Genomic DNA, 19,400 nt, shown 5'->3' on the forward strand with positions numbered 1-19,400 from the left:
CGGCGCCCTGACACCGGGAACAACGGGGATGGCGCATGAGCGGTCCGGAGCGAAGCGGCGCCTGGTCTGGGTCGACCGCCACGGAGTCCCGTCGAGCCAGACCGGGCGGAGGGGCCGCGAGCAATAAGCACAGCATTGGCTCAGGCCGTCGCCGGAGCGCAGCGGAGGCGGCGGCATGAGCGCGGTGACGCTCGCCTTCTTGGGCCTGGGTGGCCTGAGCCTCCTGTTGCTGCTGCTTTCCCTCCGATTCCGGAGAATCGGTCATTTCCGATTCCTCCATCGGCTGGCCAGGCGGCGCAACGGCAGGGCATTCACACTGCCGATCACGAGTGGGTTCATCGGCGGATTCGGGTTCGGCGGGGCGATCGCGATCGAGCTGTCGCACCGCAGCGGCCCGGGCGCGGTCCTCGTCGGCTGCGTCGCCGGGCTCGTGGCCGGCACGCCGCTCGCCTGGGGCGCGGGGCGGTTCGTCAACGCCGTCGCCGACATGCCGACCGACGCGACGCCGGAGAGCGCCGGGCTGGTCGGCGCCGTCGGCGTGGTGGTGAGCGAGATCCCGCCCGGCGGCCTCGGCCAGGTCCGGCTGTCCTACGCGGGACAGCCGATGAAGTTCAACGCGCGCGCGGACGGCCCGCTCGCGCTCGGCGTCCGGGTGCTCGTCATCGGGGTGCCCACCCCGACGAGTGTCCTGGTCACGCCGCTGTCGGCCGTCCATCAGCAAATGGGGCACTTTTCTCCTGAGGAAGGGTCATGACACCGCTCCTAGCCGCTATCGGCGGCCTCGTCGTGCTCGTCGTGCTCATCGTCGCGTCCGTGCTGTCGCGGGTCCGGGTCGCCGGCCCCAACGAGGCGTTCATCGTCACCGGCCGCAAGGGCCGCTCGGTGAAGGCCGCGGACGGCAGCGTCACCACGGACCTGTCGGGGCAGAAGGTGGTGATGGGCGCGGCGGTGTTCGTGCTGCCCATCGTCCAGCGCCTGCACCGCCTCGACCTGTCCAGCCGCGAGATCCCGGTCGAGGTCACCGCCGCGGTCAGCAAGCAGGGCATCCGCTGCGACGCCGATGCGGTCGCGATCGTCAAGGTGGGCGGGACGGCGGAGATGATCCGCCCGGCCGCCCAGCGGTTCCTGCACCAGCAGGATCGCATCGAGGCGTTCACCAAGCAGGTGCTCTCCGGCGCGCTGCGCTCGGTCATCGGCCGGCTCACCGTCGAGGAGATCATCCGCGACCGGGCCGGCTTCGCGGCGCACGTCGCCGAGGAGGCCGAGCGGACGCTCACGCACCAGGGGCTCGTCCTCGACGTGTTCCAGCTCGAGGACATCCGCACCGCCGGCACCTACCTGGAGGACCTCGGCCGGCCCGAGGCGGCCAGGGTGTACCGGGCCGCCGCCATCGCCGAGGCCCAGGCCCGGCAGGGGGCGGAGCAGGAGCGCCTCAAGGCCGAGGAGGTCATCGCCGAGTCCGGCCGCAACCTGGCGCTCAAGCAGGCCGCGGTCCAGGCCGAGATCGACGCGGCCCGGGCGCGCACCGCCGCGGCCGGCCCGCTCGCCCAGGCCGAGCGCGACCAGGCGATCATCGCCGAGCAGCAGAAGGTGGCCGAGCGCAACGCGGAGCTCAAGGACCGCCAGCTCGACACCGAGGTCCGCAAGCCGGCCGACGCCGCCCGGTACCGCGTCGAGCAGGAGGCCGAGGCGGCCAAGAACGCCGCGATCGCCACCGCCCAGGCCTCGGCCGAGCAGGCCAAGCTGCTGGGTGAGGGCGAGCGGGCCCGCCGCGCCGCGGCCGCCGAGGCGGTCCGGCTCGAGGGCGCCGCCGAGGCCGACGCGGTCCTGGCCCGCGGCCAGGCCGAGGCGGCGGCGATGCGGGCCAAGGCCGAGGCGTTCGAGCAGTACGGCCAGGCCGCGGTGCTCGACCTGCTGGTGCGGGTCCTGCCCGAGGTCGTCGGCGCGGCCAGCGCGCCGATCGGCGAGATCGACACGATGACCGTCATCTCGACCGAGGGCGCCACGTCGCTGACCAAGTCGGTGGCCAGCAACGTCGCCCAGGGCCTGCAGCTCGGCACCGACCTGACCGGCATCGACCTTCGGTCCCTGCTGGCCGGGCTAGCCTCGAGTAATGGAAAACCGGAGGCGATCGAGGCGAAGTAGACCGTGGCCGGCCCCCTTGGTACCGTGAAGTACCAAGGGGGTGGTCAGGGCCATGCTGCCGGGAACCGCGATCCGCTGGGCCACGAAGCACGGGTTCATGCGGGCGGGCATCAACGCCGCCGCCCGCCGGGGTGACGAGCAGGCGAGATTCTTCACCGATCCAGCGGTACGCCAGGAGCCGTACCCGTTCTACAAGACGATCCGCGACACCGCGCCGCTGGTGCGCGGCCGCCTCATGTGGGCGACCGCCCGGCACGATCTGGCCGCCGCGGTGCTGCGCCACGACGCGTTCGGCGTCGGGTTCACCGACCGGCCGCTGCCCGCACCGGTCGCGCTGATGTTCCGCTTCAGCCGCCGCAGCTCCCCCATCGGCCCGGTCGACCCGCCGTCGATGCTCGTCGTCGACCCGCCCGACCACACGCGGTACCGCCGGCTGGTCTCGAAGGTGTTCACCGCCCGCGCCATCGAGGGCCTGCGCCCGCGGATCGAGCGCACCTGCGACGAACTGCTGCGCGACAAGCCCACCGACCTGGTCGCCGACTTCGCCTCGCTGCTGCCGGTGACGGTGATCGCCGAGATCCTCGGCGTCCCGCTCGACATGCGCCGCCAGTTCCTCGCCTGGGGCAACGCCGCCGCGCCGACCCTGGACCTGGGGCTGCCCTTCCCGCTGTACCGTCAGACGGAAATCAATATCAAGCGCGTCAACGTGTGGATGCGCGGTCACTTCGAGCGGCTGCGCCGCAATCCCGGCGACGACCTGCTCAGCCAGCTGGTCCAGCTCGACGACCTGAGCGAGGACGAGCTGCTGGCCACGGCCGGCCTGCTGCTCGCGGCGGGCTTCGAGACGACCGTCAACCTGCTCGGCACCGGCGCGTCGCTGCTCATGCGCCGCCCCGAGCAGCTGGCGATCCTGCGCGACGAGCCGCAGCGCTGGCCCAATGCGGTCGAGGAGACGCTGCGGTACGACTCCCCCGTCCAGGTCACCGCGCGCGTCTGCCGCCGGGAGGCCGACCTCGGCGGCTACGCGATCGCGCCGGGCCAGGTCGTCATGGCCATGCTCGGCGGGGCCAACCGCGACCCGGACGTGTTCGCCGACCCGGACCGCTTCGACGTGACCCGCGCCAACGCCCGCGACCACCTGTCCTTCTCGGGCGGCGTGCACTACTGCCTCGGCGCCGCGCTGGCCCGCCTGGAGGGCGAGGTCGGGCTGCGGATGCTGTTCGAGCGGTACCCCGACCTGCGCCCCGACGGCCCCCCGACCCGACGCACGACGCGCGTGCTACGCGGCTTCGAGACCCTCCCGGTGACCGTCTGACGCGTCGGGCAGGATGAGGCCCGTGACCCACGACCTCCTCCTGGTGGGCCGGCTGTTCGTCTCGTTCGCGCTCACCTTTGCGCTCGGCTACGAGCGGGAGCTGCGCGGCTCGACGGCCGGGGACCGCACCTTCGCCCTCGTCGGCATCGCCGGCGGCGTGATCGGCCTGCTCGCCGAGAAGAATGCGCCCACGGCCCTGGCCGGCGCCATCACCGGCGTCGGCTTCATCGGCGCGGGCCTGCTGTTCCGCCAGAACCCGCCGCAGAACACGGCCCAGGACCCGATCGCGCCGGCCACGCGCGGCGGCCGCAGCACCAGCCAGCTGGCCACGCTGCACGGCGTGACGACCGCCGCGACCATCCTCGCCGCGGCGGTCATCGGCGCCTGCGCCGGCGAGGGCCTGATCCTGGTCGCGACGGGCGCCACGGTGCTGGTGCTGCTGACGCTGGAGCTGCGCTACATCCCGCTCCTGCGCCGCCTGGACGCGGGCCGCTTCGCCGACCGTTTCACGAGCGACGACGAGCCGCACCACCCGCGTTGATGTCGTTTCCCTGCCCCGCGGCGACAACGGCGCCCCCCTACGGCATGCTGTTCGCGTGCAGTTCGAACTCGGGACCGACGGACCCAAGGTGATCGTGGTCGGTGTCGACGGATCGGACACCTCCATGCGCGCCGGCGCGTACGCCGCCGGTCTGGCCCGCCGCCAGCGGGCCCGCCTGGTCGTGGTCTTCGTGACCGGCGCCCCGGCCGCGAGCCGCCTGATCGCGGAGGCCGCGGGCGCGGTCGAGCAGGCCATCAGCGAGTCGATCGAGGACATGCGCCGCCAGGTCGAGGAGGGCGCCGTGCACACCGGCGTGAATGCCGAGTTCATCGCGGTGCGCGGCGACCCGTACGGGGAGCTGATCCGCATCGCCACGGACCTGCGCGCGGACGCCGTGGTCGTCGGCGCGTCGCGCCGCTTCGGCCACCGCTTCGTCGGTTCCCTGGCCGTGCGCCTGGTCAAGTCCGGCCGCTGGCCCGTCACGGTCGTGCCCTAGCCCCTGCACACCTGACGCTCGACGCCGCCCTGTTCGGCGTCGCGACCGGAGCGTGCCGGCGCCACGTCGTGGGCTGAGCGGCGGGGCGACTCCGCACCGTTGCCGAACGGTGACCGATCGATAAGCTTGGCTCCTACCCGGGGAGGGGCCGATGGGCGGTCGGGGCGGGCGTGGGCGGACTGGGTCCGCGCGGAGCTGAGCCTCGCCGGGGTCGACGCCGTGCTGCGGCGGCTGCCGGACGACGCCGCGCCCGGCACAATCGTGGCGTCGCGGCGGCTGCGGCTCTCCGACGGGCGGCGCACCGGGGCGGAGGGCGAACAGCTGTTCATCCGCGTCGGACCGGACGGGACCGGCCCGGCGGGCGCGGCGGCGCTCGACCTCGTGGGGCTGCCGGAGGAGCGGGCGCGGGAGGCGCTGCTGGCCGCGGTACGGACGCTGCGCGGCACGGTGGTCGAGCCGCCGCCCGCCGGCGACGGGAGTCACTGGCCCTTCCCGGGCGCGCTGCCGCGGGTGTGGAGCGTGCCGCCGCGCAACCCGGCGTTCGTCGGGCGGGACGAGGTCCTCGATCGGCTGCACGAGCGGCTGACGGGCGGCGCCGCGGTCGTCGTGCCGGAGGCGCTGTACGGGCTCGGCGGCGTCGGCAAGTCGCAGACCGCGGTCGAGTACGCGTACCGCTACGCCGCCGGCTTCGACCTGGTCTGGTGGGTGCCGGCCGAGCATCCGACGCTGGTGCGCGAGTCGCTCATCTCGCTCGCCGCGCACCTGGGCGTGCCGGCCGCGGAGGGGACGGAGAGCGTCGCCGCGGTGCTCGACGCCCTGCGGCGCGGCCGGCCGTACGCCCGCTGGCTACTCATCTACGACAACGCCGAGGACCCGGCGCGGCTGCGCGAGCTCATGCCGCACGGCGCCGGGCGGCTGCTCATCACCTCGCGCAACCGGGACTGGGGGCGCTACGCGAGCACGGTCGAGCTCGGCGTGTTCGACCGCGACGAGAGCGTCGCGCTGCTGCGCCGGCGAGCCCCGGACCTGCACGACCGCGACGCCCGTGAGCTCGCGGACCGCCTCGGCGACCTGCCCTGGCGATCGAGCAGGCCGGCGGGTGGCTGGCCTCGACGGCGATGCCGGTGCCGCAGTACCTCCGGCTGCTCGACGCCGCGCCGGCCCGCCTGTTCGAGGACGCCCCGCCGGCCGACTACGGCCGGGCGATCACGGCCACGTGGCGGCTGGCGCTGGACCGGCTGCACGGCACCCAGCCCGCGGCCGCCGCCCTGCTGGAGGTCTGCGCCTGCCTGGCGCCGGAGCCGGTCCCGGTCGACCTCCTGCTCGGCTCCGAGCGTGCCCTCGACGAGCTCGCCGGGCTCGACCCGGACGTGCGCGACCCGATCGTGCAGGCCCGCCTGGTGCGGGAGGTCGCCGCCTCGGCGCTCGCCCGGCTCGACCCGCAGAGCCGGACGCTGCAGGTGAAACGCCTGGTCCAGGCCGTGGTCCGCGACCACCTCGGACCCGACGGCGTGGCGGGGCGCCGCCGCCTGGCCCGGCTCATGCTCGCCGACGCCGACCCGCACGACCCGGGGGACCCGGTGCGCTGGCCGGCGTACGCCGTCGTGCTCGCGCACGTCGAGGCCTGCCGAGCCACGGACGACGACGACCCGGCGATGCGGCAGCTGATCGTCGACCTGGTGCGCTACCTCTACCGCCGCGGCGACCCCCGCACCGGCCTCGACCTGGCCACGACGGTGCTGGAGCGCTGGCGCCGGTTCGGCGACGACGACCCCGTGACGCTGCGGCTGCGCGCCGAGTCCGCCAACTCCCTGCGCATGATGGCCCGATACGCCGAGGCCGCGGCCGTCAACGCGGACGTGCTGGCCCGGCTGACGCGGATCAGCGGGCCCGACGACCCCATCACCCTCAACGCCGCCAACAGCGTCGGCGCCGACCTGCGCATCGCCGCGGACTACCCGGCCGCGTACCGCCTGGGGTCCGACACCCTCGACCGCTACCGCCGCGTGCTCGGCCCCGACCATCAGCGCACCCTCTACGCCGCCAACAACCTCGCGGTAAGCCTGCGGCTGCTCGGCGATCACCGCCGCGCCTCGGCGCTGCAGGCCGATGCGCTGCGCCGGCAACGGCGGCTCAACGGCGACACGCACCCGGACACGCTGCACGCGGCGACCAGCCACGGCATCGACCTGCTCTGGGTCGGCGACCTGGCCGAGTCGCGGCGGATGCTCACGTGGTCGTACGAGGGCCATCTCGGCACGGTCGGCCCCGACCACCCGGGGACCCTGCTCGCGGCGACGAGCCTCGCCACCGCGCTGCGCTGGCTGGGCCGGCGCACGGCGGCGAAGGAGCTCAGCGAGGCGACGCTCGACCGGTGCCGGCGGCTGCTGGCCCGCGGGCACCTGTACACCCTGATCTGCCTCGCCGGCGTGAGCGCCGACCGCTCGGCGGCGGGCCGGCACGACCGGGCGCGCGGCGACACCGAGGAGGCAATGAAGGTCTCGCCGCTGGACGCCGCAAACCCGTTCATGCTCGTGCTGCGCGGCAACCGGGCGGGGTTCCTGAGCCGGCTCGGCGAGCACGGCACGGCGCTGGCCGAGTCGGCGGCGGTCGCCGAGGCGCTGCGGGAACGCCTCGGGCCGGCGCACCCGTTCTCGATCGCGGCGGACGTCAACCACGCCGACGACCTCGCACGCACCGGCGAGCCCGCGGCCGCGGCGGCCCTGATCGAGGAGGCGTACGAGGCGGCCCGGGCGACGCTCGGCGAGGAGCACCCGCACACGCTCGTCGCCGGGGGCAACCTCGCCGCGACGCCGCGGGCCGGCAACGGCACCGTCGTACGCAGGACGGTGCTCGGCGCCGCCGTGGCGCGCCTGGGCGCGGACCATCCGGTCACGCTCGACATCCGGGCCGGGCGGCGGGCGCGCATCATCCTGGAGCCGAACGTGCCGTGACCGCCGGGCCGGGGCGGCGGCGCCGATCATCGCGGGGCATCATGGCGCGCATGGATTCCGGGCCGCAGTGGCTGCAGCGGTACAACAACGGTCAGCGCGACACCGTCTGGCACGAGCAGCGGCAGCTCGGCGCCGCGCCGCTCGAGGCCGAGCTCGCCGCCGAGGCGCAGGCGGTGTGCGACGAGATGGCGCGGCGGGCGCGGCAGAACATCGAGGTCATCGTCGAGCGGCTCACCGAGGCCGGGTACCGCTTCCACCGCAACGACGACGAGGAGACGCCGACGGTGCCGTTCGTGTCGTACCTCAACTGGGTCTTCCGCTGGGGCGGCTTCCCGTGGCCGTCGGGCAACCGCGCGCAGTGGCGCGTCGTGCACCGCCTCAAGCGGGATCTCCTGCCGCTGTAACCGCGCCCGCCGGCGCGGGCGGCGCCGGCGGGGCGGCCGTCAGTGGAACTTGCGGGACGAGCTGTCGCGGTTCTGGGCGGCCGGGGTGTCCTGGAAGGCGCGGCGCAGCACCTCGTGCTCGGCGCGGCGCTGCTCGGTGACGTCGCGCAGCGTCACGACCATGCCGCGGACCAGGCGGTCGTCGCGCAGGTCGCGGACGATGACCTCGACCAGGACGCGGGTGCCGTCCGGGCGGCGCAGGCTCCACAGGTCGTAGGTGCCGTCGCGGTCCGCGGTGTCGGCCCGCTCGACCGTGCGGCGGACGTGCTCGCGGTCCTCGGGGGCGACGATCTCGCGCAGCGTCGCGAACGGGGTGGGCCAGATGCCGAGCAGGTCGGCGACCGTCGGGCTGGTGTAGCGGATGCGCTGGTCGTCGTCGAGGACCAGGACCACGTCGCCGGCGTGTTCGGTGACCGCGCGCAGGTAGTCGTCGCTGTCGCGGCGGCTGGCGGCCTCCGTCAGGCTGATGCGGGCCAGCGCCAGGGCGGCCTGGCCGGCCACGACCGAGACCGCGTCGAGGGCGGTGAGCAGGTCGCGGCGCGGGGCGGCGACGTACAGCACGCCGGCGTCGAGCGGGCAGACGAGCACGTGGTCGTGCTCGGCGAGCCGCTCGCTCCACAGCGGCGGTATGCCGGTCACGGGCTGGATGCGCGGGGCGGACAGCTCGCCGAGCGGCAGCAGGTCGGTGAGGCTGAAGTCGACGACGATGTCGTAGGGGGTGCCGTCGGGCAGCAGCGTGCGGACCGCGGCGCGCACGGCGTCGGCGACCTGGCCGGCGTCGGCGGCGCCGACGAGGACGGTGCCGGCCTCGCGCAGGGCGCGCTCGCGGCGCAGGGCGCCGGCGTGCTTGCCGGCGGCGTCACTGAGGCGCACGACGAGCAGCACGAGCGTGATGCCAGAGGCGGCCGCGATGACCGGGCCGTCGTGCACGCCGCCGGTGAGGGCCTGCACGAGCAGGACCAGCGGGGCGAACGCGACGCAGGTGAGCAGCAGGGCCAGGCCCAGGCCGCCGACGGGCTCGCGGGCCGGGCGGACCCGGCCGGTGGGCGGGGCGGTGAGGCGGGCCATCGACGGCAGCAGCGCGGCGGCGCCCCAGGCGGCGTAGAGCAGCACGTAGGCGGCGTCGGCCGGGCCGCCGGGCGGCAGCCCGCCGTCGGCCTGGGCGACGCCGTAGGCCGCGTCGCCGAGGAGCATGGCGGCCGCGCCGACGGCCAGCAGGACCGCCGAGGGATTGCGCGGGGTGGCGGTGACCAGGCGGGTGGTGACGACCAGCACGATCACGTCGCCGAGGCTGAACGCGGCCTGGACCGACCAGTCGGCGGCCGTCATGCCGCCGCCGGCCATCCGCGGCGAGGCGATGAACACCCAGCCGGCGAGCAGCCCGGCGGTGCCGAGGGCGAGCAGGTCGAGCAGGCGGCTGCGGTCGTCGAGGAAGACGCTCTCGCGGGTCAGGCCGATGAGCGCGATCGCGACGATGGGGAACATCGCCAGGTAGGCGAGCTGGGCCAGGGCCGGGGGCTCGGCGCCGCCGGGCGCGACGAGGCCGTAGACGAAGTCGCCGAGCATCATCGCGATCAGCGCCGCGGCCAGGGCCCACCACGGCGCCGAGCGCGGCGGGCGCACCCGCACGATCCCGGCGACGATCGCCCCGGAGGCGAGCAGGCCGATGCCGGCCCAGGCGACGGAGTTGAGGCCGGGGCGGAGGAACAGCAGGCCGGCCAGGGCCGCCATGAGCACGGCATAGCCGACGAGGAGTCTGCGTCCGTCCAGCCTGCCCATCGAAGTCCTCACCGTTGGATAACGTCTTCTATCACATTGGCGGGGGTCAGCGCAGTGCGTTGATGTCGGCCAGCAGCTGCGGCGTCACCCATTCGCGGCGTTCCCGCGCGATCTCGCCGGTCATGGCGCGCGACGGCATCTCCGCCAGGAGCAACAGACAGAACTGGATTCGGTACAGCCCGAGCCTGATCCGCTCGCCCGCGTTGAAATCGTGCGCCTCCGTGCCGTAGTACCCGCGCAGGACCGGGTGGCCCGGCTCGTCCTCCATCCGCCGGCCGATCGCGGTGCAGACGAAGTCGTAGAGGGGGTCGCCCCAGAAGTACCGCTCGCCGTCGACCAGCCCGGTCAGCCGGCCGTCCGCGCACAGCACGTTGCCGTCCCAGAGGTCGAAGTGGACCAGCGACGGCTCGCGGACCTCGGCGAGGGCACCGGCGTGGCGCTCGGCGAGGGCCAGGATCTCGGCGTCGGGGACCGGCATCGCCACGCCCCAGTCGCGGGCGTCGGCGAGCAGGTCGGCGGTCATCGCCGCATACGCCTCCGGCCAGGTCGCGCCGCTCGTGCGCCCCTCGCCGTCGTAGCCGAAGCGCTCGCCCTTGACGGCGTGGAGGGCGCGCAGGGCGGTGCCGAGCTCACGCCGTACCGAATCCGGGTCCTGTTGGTTCTCCGGCTCGGTGAGGGGGCGGCCCGGCAGCAGGCCGACCAGGACGACCTCGTCGTCGGCGGCGAGGACGGGCGGCACCGGCACCCCGCCCGCCGCCCCGGCCAGCCGGTAGTAGCGCGCCTCGGCGGCGATCACGCCCCGCTCGTAGCGCAGCAGCGGCACCCCGGCGGGCGGCCCGATCTTGACGGCGGCCTCGGTGCCGTCGTCGAGCACGACGCGCCACACGGCGGCGAAGGTGCCGCCGGAGAGCGGTCCACAGTGGACGGCGACGCGGCCGAACCGCTCGCGGAGCAGGTCGGATACGGCCCCGGCGTCGAGCTGGCGCTGCGTCGGGCTGATGACGGCGGACATCGCACCACCCTACGCGCTCGCGCACGGCGCCGGTGCCCCCGCTATTCCACATTGGCGATCATGAAAGTAATGATTCCGGAAAACATTGATCGACAATTATTAACAAGAAAGGGTGGTGCAGTGGACCTTGCCGGTCATAGCGTGCACGAAAGCGCCTGACTCAATGGGGAGGCCAAGTGAGGAAAAGGCTCGCGACCATCGCCGCGGCCGGCCTGATCGCCGGTTCCGCGGTGGTGTTCGTCCAGGCACCCGCGGCCGCGGCACCCGTGTCGCCGCACGGTGACCTCGCGGCGGGGATCCGGCGGCAGTTCGCCGCCGGCATCCAGGTCGTGCCGAAGCAGACCGCCACGGGCAAGCTGGCGGCGACCGGCGCGGCGAACCCGTACACCGCGCTGCTGCGCGATCCGTCCAAGGTGGACAAGTACTACTGGTCGGAGCAGGCCAAGGCGGCCGGCCAGGCCCGGGCGCAGAGCAAGGCGCCGCTGCGAAACTCGCTCGCCGCGGCGGCCTCGCCGCTGGTGCACGACGAGGCGGAGCCGAAGGGCACCCACGGCAGCAACGACTCGCACGCCACGGCCGAGCTCATCAAGGGCTTCGGCACCGGCAAGAAGCTCAACAACCGCGCCCGCGTGCTGGGCCAGTTCTCGCCGGAAACGCCGTCGTCCTCGGCGCAGTCGCCGTCCGCCGAGGACGACGGCGCGATCCCGCTCGCGCACGAGTTCGGGCTGGGCACCGCGCGCAACGCCTACACCACCACCGGCACCATCGGCGACGGCCCGCACGGCAGCGCCGGCGACGGCAGCGGCGACTTCGACTTCTCCGTCGTGCACGCCTCGGCCGGCCAGCAGCTCACCGCCGGCACGTCCGGCGACCTGGACACGGTCCTGGTGCTGTACGACGCCACCGGCACGATCGTGGCCACCGACGACGACAGCGGCCCGGGCCTGCTGAGCCTGCTCGACTTCACCATCCCGGCCACCGGCGACTACTACCTGATGGTCGCCGGCTACGGGCTGGGCACCGTCCTGCCCGAGGACCCGTTCGACTCCGGCAGCGGCCTCGGCTCGGGCCGGGAGGGCGCCTACGGCCTCGCGGCCCAGCTGGTGTTCCCCGACCTCGACTTCTACGCCGTCGACCTGCTCGCCGGCGACGTGCTCGGCGCCTCGGTGACCGGCCTCGGCACGCGCCTGACCGTGCGCGACCCGGCCGGGCGCGTCGTGTTCGGCTCCGAGCAGGACGCGAGCTTCATCTACGCGCCCAGCGCCCCGCTGCCCGGCGGCGGCAACGCCGTCGTGTCCTACGTGACGCCCCGCGACGGGCGGTACACCCTCGAGGTCGGCGGCAGCGGCAGCGGCCAGTACGACGTCACCGTCGAGGCGTACCGGCCCGGCCCGGAGGCGCTGGAGCAGGGCACCACGCAGACGCTGTTCCTCGACTTCGACGGGGCCCGGATCAACACCGCGATCTTCGGCGGCCCCGGGGTGCGCACGCTGAGCCCGCTGCAGGGCTTCCTCGGCAAGTGGGGCCTCACCGCGGCCGACGAGGACAAGGTGATCGACCAGGTCGTCGCGACGGTACGGGAGAACATCCTGGCCGACGCGAAGGCCCGCGGCACCGACCCGCGGGTCGGGCTGACGATCCTCAACAGCCGCGACAACCCGGACGCTTTCGGCAAGCCCAACGTGCACCGGATCGTCGTGGGCGGGACGATCGCCGAGTCGGGCATCGACACGATCGGCATCTCGCAGTACATCGACCCCGGCAACTACGCGACCGAGGACAGCGCGATCGTGCTCCTCGACGTGCTCTCCGACCCGACGGGCGACGCCTCGCTCAACACCTACATCACCCCGGCCAGCAACAAGATCAAGTTCATCGGCCGGGCGCTGGGCAACGTCATCAGCCACGAGGCCGGGCACCTGTACGGCAACTTCCACACCGACCCGCTCAACGGCACGCCCAACCTCATGGACGCCGGCGGCGCGTTCCCCGGCCTGTTCGGCGTGGGCCCGGACAACATCGGCGGCACCGCCGACGACGTCGACTACGACTTCGGCGAGGACGTCTACACCCCCGACGAGGGCTTCGCCGGCGTCGAGGACACCCTCAACACGACGGCCTGGGCCCTGGTGAAGGGCAAGGCGAAGTAAGGTCCGTCACCACCTGGTAGGTCACGCGTCCACGGCGGGGTTGTACCCGCCGTGGACGTGGCCGAGCGTAACCAGGTGGTCGTGATCGGGGCGGGCCAGGCGGGGCTCTCCGCGGCCTACTGGCTGCGGCGGCGCGGCCTGTCATTCGTCGTGCTCGACGCCGCCGCGGCGCCCGGCGGCGCCTGGCAGCACCGCTCCCCCTCGCTCGGCGCCGGGTCGCTGCACCGCATCTTCGACCTGCCGGGGATGCCGTTCACCCCGCCGCCGTCCGGCTCCGCGGCGAGCGTCGTCGCCGGCTACTTCCGCGCCTACGAGCGCGCCTTCGACCTGCCGATCCTCCGGCCGTACGACGTCCGCTCCGTCACCCGCGCCGAGGGCGGCCTGCGGGTCGGCGAATGGACGGCGGGCGCGGTCATCAACGCCACCGGCACCTGGCGCTCGCCGTACGTCCCCTACTACCCCGGCGCCGCGGACTTCGCCGGCCGGCAGCTGCACTACGCCGAATACCGGGGCCCGGAGGAGTTCGCCGGGCAGCGCGTGCTCGTCGTCGGCGGCGGCCACTCGGCGATCCACGTCCTGGCCGAGCTCCCGGACGCCTACTGGGTGACCCGCCGCGAGCCGGTCTTCCACGACGGCGAGTTCAGCGAGGACTACGGCCGGGCCGTCGTCGCCAAGGTCGCCGAGCGGGTCGAGGCCGGCCTTTCGCCGCTCAGCGTGGTGAGCGTCACCGGGCTCGGGTACACCGCCCTCGCCCGCGCCGCCCGGGACCGCGGCGCGCTGCGGCGTCACCCGGTGTTCGACCGCCTCGTGCCCGGCGGCGCGATGTGGGGCAACCATTTCGAGCCCTTCGACGCCGTCCTCTGGGCCACCGGCTTCCGCGCCGACCTGGCCCACCTCGCGCCGCTGCACCTGCGCGAGCCCGGCGGCGGCATCCGCATGGCCGGCACCCGGGTCGTGCGCGAGCCCCGCCTGCACCTCGTCGGCTACGGCCCGTCGGCGAGCACCGTCGGCGCCAACCGGGCCGGGCGCGACGCCGTGCGCTCGATCGCCGCGGTTTCTGTTTCCTGACAGCAACTTGTTCCGCGGCACCATATGGTGCCCGGATGCGAGTCGCGGTGCTGGGTCCCATCGAGGTCGTCGCCGACGGGGAACCCGTCGACGCCGGCGCGCACAAACAGCGGGCGGTGCTCGCCGCCCTGGCCTTGTACCGCCCCCGCGCGATCGCCGTCGACGCCCTCGTCGACCTGCTGTGGGGCGAACGCCCGCCGCCGGCGCCGCTGAACTCGCTGCACGGGTACATCGCCGGCCTGCGCCGCGTCGTCGAGCCCGGCCGCGCCGCCCGGGGCCGCCCGTCCGTCCTGGTCACCGTCGCCCCGGCTACGCGCTGCGCCTCGCCGACGACGACCTCGACGCCGCCCGCTTCGCCGCCGCCGTCGACGACGCCCACCGCAGCCTCGCCGACCCGTCCGACCTGCCGTCCGTGCCGCCGGCCCGGACCCATGCCGAGCTCCTCGCGCTCGCCGAGAGCCTGTCCGGCGCCCTCGCGCTGTGGCGGGGCACGCCGTTCATCGAGCTGGAGGAGTCCGCCCCGGCCGTGGCCGAGCGGGCCCGCCTCGCGGAGCTGCGGCTCGTCGCCACCGAGGATCTCGCCCTGGTACGCCTGGCGCTCGGCCGGCACGCCACGGTCGCCGCCGACCTCGGCGCCGAGACCCGCCAGCACCCGCTGCGGGAACGGCTGTGGGCGCTGCGGGCCCTCGCCCTGGCCCGGGCCGGCCGCCAGGCCGAGGCCCTGGACGTGATCGCCGAGATCCGCCGGGTGCTGGCCGACGAGCTCGGCGTCGACCCCGGCCCCGCACTGCGCGCCACCGAGCGGGCGGTCCTGCACCAGGATCTCGGTTCGCCGGTCCGGTCCGTCCCCGGTTTCCTGGCGGCGGCGACCGCGGCGCCCACCGCGCCGGCGGCGGCCCCGGCCCCGGCGCCCGCGGTGCTCGATCCGCGGGACCTGCCGCTGGCCGGCCGGGACGCCGAGGTGGCCGCGCTCACCGCGCTGCTCGAGGAGGCCCGGGCCGGGCGGACCCGCTTCGCGCTGCTCACCGGCGAGCCCGGCATCGGCAAGTCCCGCCTGGCCGCCGAGGCCGCCCGCGTCGCCGCCGCCTCGGGCTTCGCCGTGGTGTCCGGCCGCTGCTCGCAGGACGAGGGCGCCCCGCCGTTCTGGCCGTGGACCTGCGTGCTGCGCGACGTCGCCGACCCCGACGCCGGCCTGCTTGCCACCGGCACCCCGGGCCTGTTGCCGGCCGCCGCCGGCAACGGCGCGTCGGTCGAGGCCGAGCGCTTCGAGATCTTCGAGTCCGCCGCGCGCGTGCTGACCGCGGCCGCCGCCCACACGCCGCTGCTCATCGTGCTCGACGACCTGCACTGGGCCGACCCGTCGTCGCTGCGCCTCCTGCGCCACCTCACCGACCACCTCGGCGACGCCCGCATCGCCGTCGTCGCCACCCGCCGCGACCGCCCCGAGCCGACGGGCCTGCTCGCCGAGGCCAGCGTGGGCCTGAGCCGCCGCCACGCGCTGCGCCTCGACCTGCCCGGCCTGTCCGACGACGCCGTCGCGGAGCTGGCGTCCGCGACCAACGGCACCCCGCCGCCGGGGGACCGCATCGCGGCGCTGCGCGAGCGCACGGGCGGCAACCCGTTCTTCGTCGTCGAGCTCCTGCGGGCCGCCGGCCCCCAGGAGCTGCCCGGCGCGGTCACCGACGTCATCGCGCGGCGCATCGGCCGACTGCCCGAGCCGACCCGGGAGCTGCTGCGCTGGGCCGCCGTCATCGGCCGCGAGTTCGACCTCGACACGCTCGCCGCCGCGGCCGGCGCCGACCCCGACGGCGTGCTCGACGATCTCGACCCGGCCCTGGCCCACGGGATCGTGGCCGAGGACGCCGAGCCGGGGCGGTTCCGGTTCGCGCATGCGCTGGTGCGGGACATGGTGTACGAGTCGCAGCCCGCGACCCGCCGCGCCCGCCGGCACGCCGCGGTCGCCGCCGCCCAGCCCGACGCGCACCCGTCGGAGGCCGCCCGGCACTGGCTGGCCGCCGGGCCGCAGCACGCCGGGGCCGCCTGGCGGGCCGCCGCCCGGGCCGCCGAGCGGGCCCGCGCGCTGCACGGCCATGAGGAGGCCGTCGCGCTGCTCGCCGCCGCCCGCGCCGCGCAGGCCCGCGACCGCGCCGCCACCGCCGCCGAGCGTTACGAGCTGCTCATGACCCACGCCGACGCGTGCCAGTGGGTCGGCGACCGCGACGGGCAGCTCGAGGCGATCGACCTGGCCTGCGCCGCCGCCGACGAGCTGGGCGACGTCGTGCGCCTGGCCCGGGCCGCGGTCCGGACCCCCGACGGGTCCATGTGGACGGTCCGCGACCACGGCATCGTGCACGAGCCGGCGATCGCCGCCCTGCGCCGGGTCCTGCGCGGCGGCCTGCCGGCCGACGACGGCGACCTGCGGTGCCGGGCGCTGCTCACCCTCGCCGGGGAGCTGCACTGGGCCGGCGCCGACGCCGAGAGCGACGCCCTGGCCGAGGAGGGCCTCGCCATGGCCCGCCGCCTCGGCGACCCCGACCTGTTCGCGTGGGCGGCCGGCGCCGCCTTCCAGGCGTCCTGGCGCGCCGGCGGCGCCGACCAGCGCTGGCACCTGCTCGGCGAGGCCCTCGATCGGCCCGGGTTCGCCGGCCCGGAGCCCGGCGAGTCGCCGGCGCGCCAGGAGGCGCGGGTGCGGCTGCTGACGTACCGCACCGTCGCCGCCCAGCAGACCGGCCGCGTCGAGGCGATGTGGCGCGACGCCGCCACCGCGCGGGCCGCGGCCGAGCGGCTGCGGCTGCCGTTCCCGCTGCTCGTCGTCGACAGCGTCGAGTTGATGTGGCGCGCCATGCAGGGCCGCTTCGACGACGTCGACCGGCTGCTCGCGGAGCTCGCCGACATCAGCGCCCGCACCATGCTGCCCGCCCGGCAGTACCTCGTCTTCCTCCCCGCCATCGTCCGCGCCTGGCAGGGCCGGGCCGGCGAGGTCGTCGACGGGCTGCGGCCGGTGTACGACGCCGCGCCCCACCTCGCGTCCGGCGCCTACCTGCTGCTCCTGCTGCGGGCCGGACGCCGGGACGAGGCCGCCGCGGTGCTCGACCGCGAACCCGGGCCGCCGGACGCCGGCTCGTGGGCGGCCCCGTTCGACCTGTCCGTGGCCGCGTACGCCGCGCACGACCTGCGCCGCCCGCAGTATGCCGCCGAGGTGTACCGCCGCCTGGCCCCGATGGCGGGCCGGGTCGCCGCGGCCGGGTCGGGCGCCCCGATCGGCCCCGTGGACGCGTACCTGGCGCTGGCCGCGGCGGCCGCCGGCGACCCCGGCGCGGCCGAGCGGCACGCCCGCGACGCCGGGGCGCTGTTCGCGGCGTGGGACATCCCGCTGGCCGCCGAGTGGTTCGCGGGGCAGTTTGTTAAATCCTGACGGCGGGCTGCACATCGACGGGCACGACTGTCACAATCGTCGCCGTGGCTGACAACGGGTTACCGCGCCTGCGCACACGGACACGATCGATCGTCGACGCCGTGAAAGCGCACCCCGGCATGTACTTCGGCGCCTTCCCCGCCGCGGACCGGCCCCTGATCGTCGCCGCCTGGACCGCCGCCGACCTGCTGCGCCTGGCCGAGGACGCCCCGCGCGTCGACCTCGTGCTGCACCGCGGCGGCGCCCTGTCGGCCTCGGTCCGCGGCGCCCGCGTGAGCGCGCCCGCCACCGGCCCCGCACGGTCCGTCGCCGAGCTGATCAAGGCCGGGATGTGGTACACCGAACTCGCCCCCGCCACCGCGATCGACGCCGGCCCGCGGCGCGCCCCCGAGCTGGTCGGCGACGAGCACGTCTGGCACGACCTCGACGTCACCGTCCGCTCCGAGCTCGACGGCGACCTCTTCAACGCCGTCCCGGCCGCCGACCGCTGGCGCGACGGCGTCGCCCGCCTGAGCGCCGTCCTGGCCACCCCCCGGCACCGCCCGCCCGACGGCCGCCGCGTCCACGTCAGCGACGAGGCGACGGGCACGACCGCCGACCTGCCCTGACCGGCCCCGCGCTCGGGGGGTGTCCGGGCGGCGGCGACCGTGGCATCATGCGCAGCCATGACCGCCGTCATCGAGAACGCCCCCGCCTCGACCCGCGGTGAGCGGGTCGCCTGGTACTCCTACGACTGGGCCATCTCCGCGTTCCGGGCGACGGTCATCACCGTCTTCCTCGGCCCCTACCTCACGACCGTCGCCGAACGCGCCGCCGGGCCGGACGGCCTGGTCCACGTGCTCGGGGTGCCGGTGGCGACGGGGTCGCTGTTCACGTACACCATCTCGGCCTCCGTGCTCCTGACCGTGCCCGTCCTGCCGCTGGTCGGGGCCCTCGCCGACCGCAGCTCGCACAAGAAACGCCTGCTGGCCCTGTTCGCGTACATCGGCGCGGGCAGCGTCATCGCGATGGTCTTCCTGACCGGCTCGCGCTACCTGCTCGGCGCCGGGCTGCTGCTCGCCGCCAACATCGCCTACGGCGCGGCCAAGGTCGTCTTCAACTCCTACCTGCCGCAGCTGGCCGGCCCCGACGACCGCGACCGGGTGTCGAGCTTCAGCTGGGCGATCGGGTACATCGGCGGCGGCATCCTGCTCACCGCCAACCTCGCGGCGCTGGTCGCGCTCGGCGACGACCACGCGGCGACCGTCGCCCGCTGGTCGATCGTGTCGGCCGGCGTGTGGTGGGCGGTCTTCACCACGGTCGCCATCATGGGCCTGCCCGACCGCCCCGCCGTGGCCGGCGAGCGCGCCGGGGGCTCGGTCTTCGGCGACGGCTTCCGCCAGCTCGGGCACACCCTGCGCAGCGCCCGCGCCTACCCGCTGACCCTGTTCTTCCTGGCCGCGTACCTGGTGTACAACGACGGCATCCAGACGGTCATCACGGTCGCCACCATCTACGCCGACCAGGAGCTGAAGCTCAGCCAGTCGGTCCAGATCATGACGATCCTGCTCGTGCAGTTCGTCGCGTTCGGCGGCGCCTGGCTGCTCGGCCGCGTGGCCGGCCGCTTCGGCGCGTGGCGCACGATCGCCGGCAGTCTCGTGGTGTGGATCGTGGCGGTCGGCCTGGCCTACCCGCTGCCGGCGCACCAGCCGGTCGCGTTCGTGCTGCTGGGCGCCCTGATCGGCATCGTGCTGGGCGGCAGCCAGGCGCTGAGCCGGTCGCTGTTCGCGCAGATGATTCCGCACGGCATGGAGGCCGAGTACTACGGCCTGTACGAGATCTCCTCCGACGGCACGAGCTGGCTCGGCCCGCTGCTGTTCGGCCTGGCGTTCCAGCTCACCCACACCAACCGGCTGGCCATCATCTCCACGCTGGTCTTCTTCGTGGCCGGCCTGATCATGCTCCTGCTGGTCCCGGTGCGGCGTGCCATCGTCGCCGCGGGCAACACTCCCCCGCGCGTGTTGTAGGTTCCGTCCACAGTGGATGGTGCCGCCGAAAATTGTCGTACCCCGGCGGTACCGTGACGCCATGAGACACCACTTC

Annotated in this window: 14 protein-coding genes; 12 read left to right on the forward strand and 2 right to left on the reverse strand. The window is 75.0% G+C overall.

The window, feature by feature from the left end:
* Positions 1-175 precede the first annotated feature (175 nt).
* From ACQEVU_RS30495 to ACQEVU_RS30525, 7 genes are all read left to right on the forward strand, one after another.
* Positions 176-754 carry a hypothetical protein gene (locus ACQEVU_RS30495; RefSeq protein ID WP_433329534.1) on the forward strand — a complete coding sequence of 193 codons (579 nt, stop codon included), beginning with the start codon at positions 176-178 and terminating at the stop codon, positions 752-754.
* The gene (locus tag ACQEVU_RS30500) at positions 751-2,145 is read left to right on the forward strand and encodes a flotillin family protein (protein WP_433329536.1); all 1,395 of its coding nucleotides are present in this window, start codon (positions 751-753) and stop codon (positions 2,143-2,145) included. The genes ACQEVU_RS30495 and ACQEVU_RS30500 overlap by 4 nt, the downstream gene beginning before the upstream one ends.
* Positions 2,146-2,197: 52 nt before the next feature.
* Positions 2,198-3,460 (forward strand): cytochrome P450, encoded by a 1,263-nt coding sequence (locus ACQEVU_RS30505; protein WP_433329538.1) that lies wholly within the window; start codon positions 2,198-2,200, stop codon positions 3,458-3,460.
* Between the two features lie 22 nt (positions 3,461-3,482).
* Positions 3,483-4,001 (forward strand): MgtC/SapB family protein, encoded by a 519-nt coding sequence (locus ACQEVU_RS30510; RefSeq protein ID WP_433329540.1) that lies wholly within the window; start codon positions 3,483-3,485, stop codon positions 3,999-4,001.
* 55 nt (positions 4,002-4,056) lie between these two features.
* Positions 4,057-4,497, forward strand: a complete 441-nt coding sequence (locus ACQEVU_RS30515; RefSeq protein WP_433329542.1) for a universal stress protein — start codon at positions 4,057-4,059, stop codon at positions 4,495-4,497.
* Positions 4,498-5,621: 1,124 nt separating this feature from the next.
* Positions 5,622-7,451, forward strand: coding sequence for an FxSxx-COOH system tetratricopeptide repeat protein (gene fxsT / locus ACQEVU_RS30520; protein ID WP_433329544.1), 1,830 nt, complete (start codon positions 5,622-5,624; stop codon positions 7,449-7,451).
* Between the two features lie 50 nt (positions 7,452-7,501).
* Positions 7,502-7,855 carry a hypothetical protein gene (locus ACQEVU_RS30525; protein ID WP_433329546.1) on the forward strand — a complete coding sequence of 118 codons (354 nt, stop codon included), beginning with the start codon at positions 7,502-7,504 and terminating at the stop codon, positions 7,853-7,855.
* Positions 7,856-7,894: 39 nt separating this feature from the next.
* Here the strand turns inward: ACQEVU_RS30525 and ACQEVU_RS30530 are convergent, their stop codons facing one another.
* Together ACQEVU_RS30530 and ACQEVU_RS30535 are read right to left on the reverse strand one after the other, a co-directional pair.
* Complete coding sequence (locus ACQEVU_RS30530; RefSeq protein ID WP_433329548.1) at positions 7,895-9,673, reverse strand: PAS domain-containing protein; 1,779 nt, start codon at positions 9,671-9,673, stop codon at positions 7,895-7,897.
* Between the two features lie 46 nt (positions 9,674-9,719).
* The gene (locus tag ACQEVU_RS30535) at positions 9,720-10,685 is read right to left on the reverse strand and encodes a phosphotransferase family protein (protein ID WP_433329550.1); all 966 of its coding nucleotides are present in this window, start codon (positions 10,683-10,685) and stop codon (positions 9,720-9,722) included.
* Positions 10,686-10,861: 176 nt separating this feature from the next.
* Here ACQEVU_RS30535 and ACQEVU_RS30540 point away from each other — a divergent pair, with 176 nt between their 5' ends.
* From ACQEVU_RS30540 to ACQEVU_RS30560, 5 genes are all read left to right on the forward strand, one after another.
* Complete coding sequence (locus ACQEVU_RS30540; RefSeq protein WP_433329552.1) at positions 10,862-12,835, forward strand: PPC domain-containing protein; 1,974 nt, start codon at positions 10,862-10,864, stop codon at positions 12,833-12,835.
* A 57-nt stretch (positions 12,836-12,892) separates the two neighbouring features.
* Positions 12,893-13,903, forward strand: a complete 1,011-nt coding sequence (locus tag ACQEVU_RS30545) for an FAD-dependent oxidoreductase (RefSeq protein WP_433329554.1) — start codon at positions 12,893-12,895, stop codon at positions 13,901-13,903.
* Between the two features lie 181 nt (positions 13,904-14,084).
* Entirely contained in the window at positions 14,085-17,318 is a 3,234-nt protein-coding gene (locus ACQEVU_RS30550; RefSeq protein WP_433329556.1) for an ATP-binding protein, read from the forward strand.
* Positions 17,319-17,419: 101 nt separating this feature from the next.
* A complete protein-coding gene (locus ACQEVU_RS30555) occupies positions 17,420-17,926 on the forward strand; it encodes a hypothetical protein (protein ID WP_433329558.1) in 507 nt (168 codons plus the stop codon).
* 57 nt (positions 17,927-17,983) lie between these two features.
* Positions 17,984-19,324, forward strand: coding sequence for an MFS transporter (locus ACQEVU_RS30560; RefSeq protein WP_433329560.1), 1,341 nt, complete (start codon positions 17,984-17,986; stop codon positions 19,322-19,324).
* The last annotated feature ends 76 nt before the right edge of the window (positions 19,325-19,400 follow it).

The sequence above is a fragment of the Dactylosporangium sp. CA-139066 genome (assembly GCF_050936175.1).
Lineage (GTDB): Bacteria > Actinomycetota > Actinomycetes > Mycobacteriales > Micromonosporaceae > Dactylosporangium.

Bases quoted from the DNA above. Each gene is read 5' to 3' on its own strand.
- ACQEVU_RS30495 (WP_433329534.1), top strand. From the start codon at position 176: ATGAGCGCGGTGACGCTCGCCTTCTTGGGCCTGGGTGGCCTGAGCCTC.
- ACQEVU_RS30500 (WP_433329536.1), top strand. From the start codon at position 751: ATGACACCGCTCCTAGCCGCTATCGGCGGCCTCGTCGTGCTCGTCGTG.
- ACQEVU_RS30505 (WP_433329538.1), top strand. From the start codon at position 2,198: ATGCTGCCGGGAACCGCGATCCGCTGGGCCACGAAGCACGGGTTCATG.
- ACQEVU_RS30525 (WP_433329546.1), top strand. From the start codon at position 7,502: ATGGATTCCGGGCCGCAGTGGCTGCAGCGGTACAACAACGGTCAGCGC.
- ACQEVU_RS30530 (WP_433329548.1), bottom strand. From the start codon at position 9,673: ATGGGCAGGCTGGACGGACGCAGACTCCTCGTCGGCTATGCCGTGCTC.
- ACQEVU_RS30535 (WP_433329550.1), bottom strand. From the start codon at position 10,685: ATGTCCGCCGTCATCAGCCCGACGCAGCGCCAGCTCGACGCCGGGGCC.
- ACQEVU_RS30560 (WP_433329560.1), top strand. From the start codon at position 17,984: ATGACCGCCGTCATCGAGAACGCCCCCGCCTCGACCCGCGGTGAGCGG.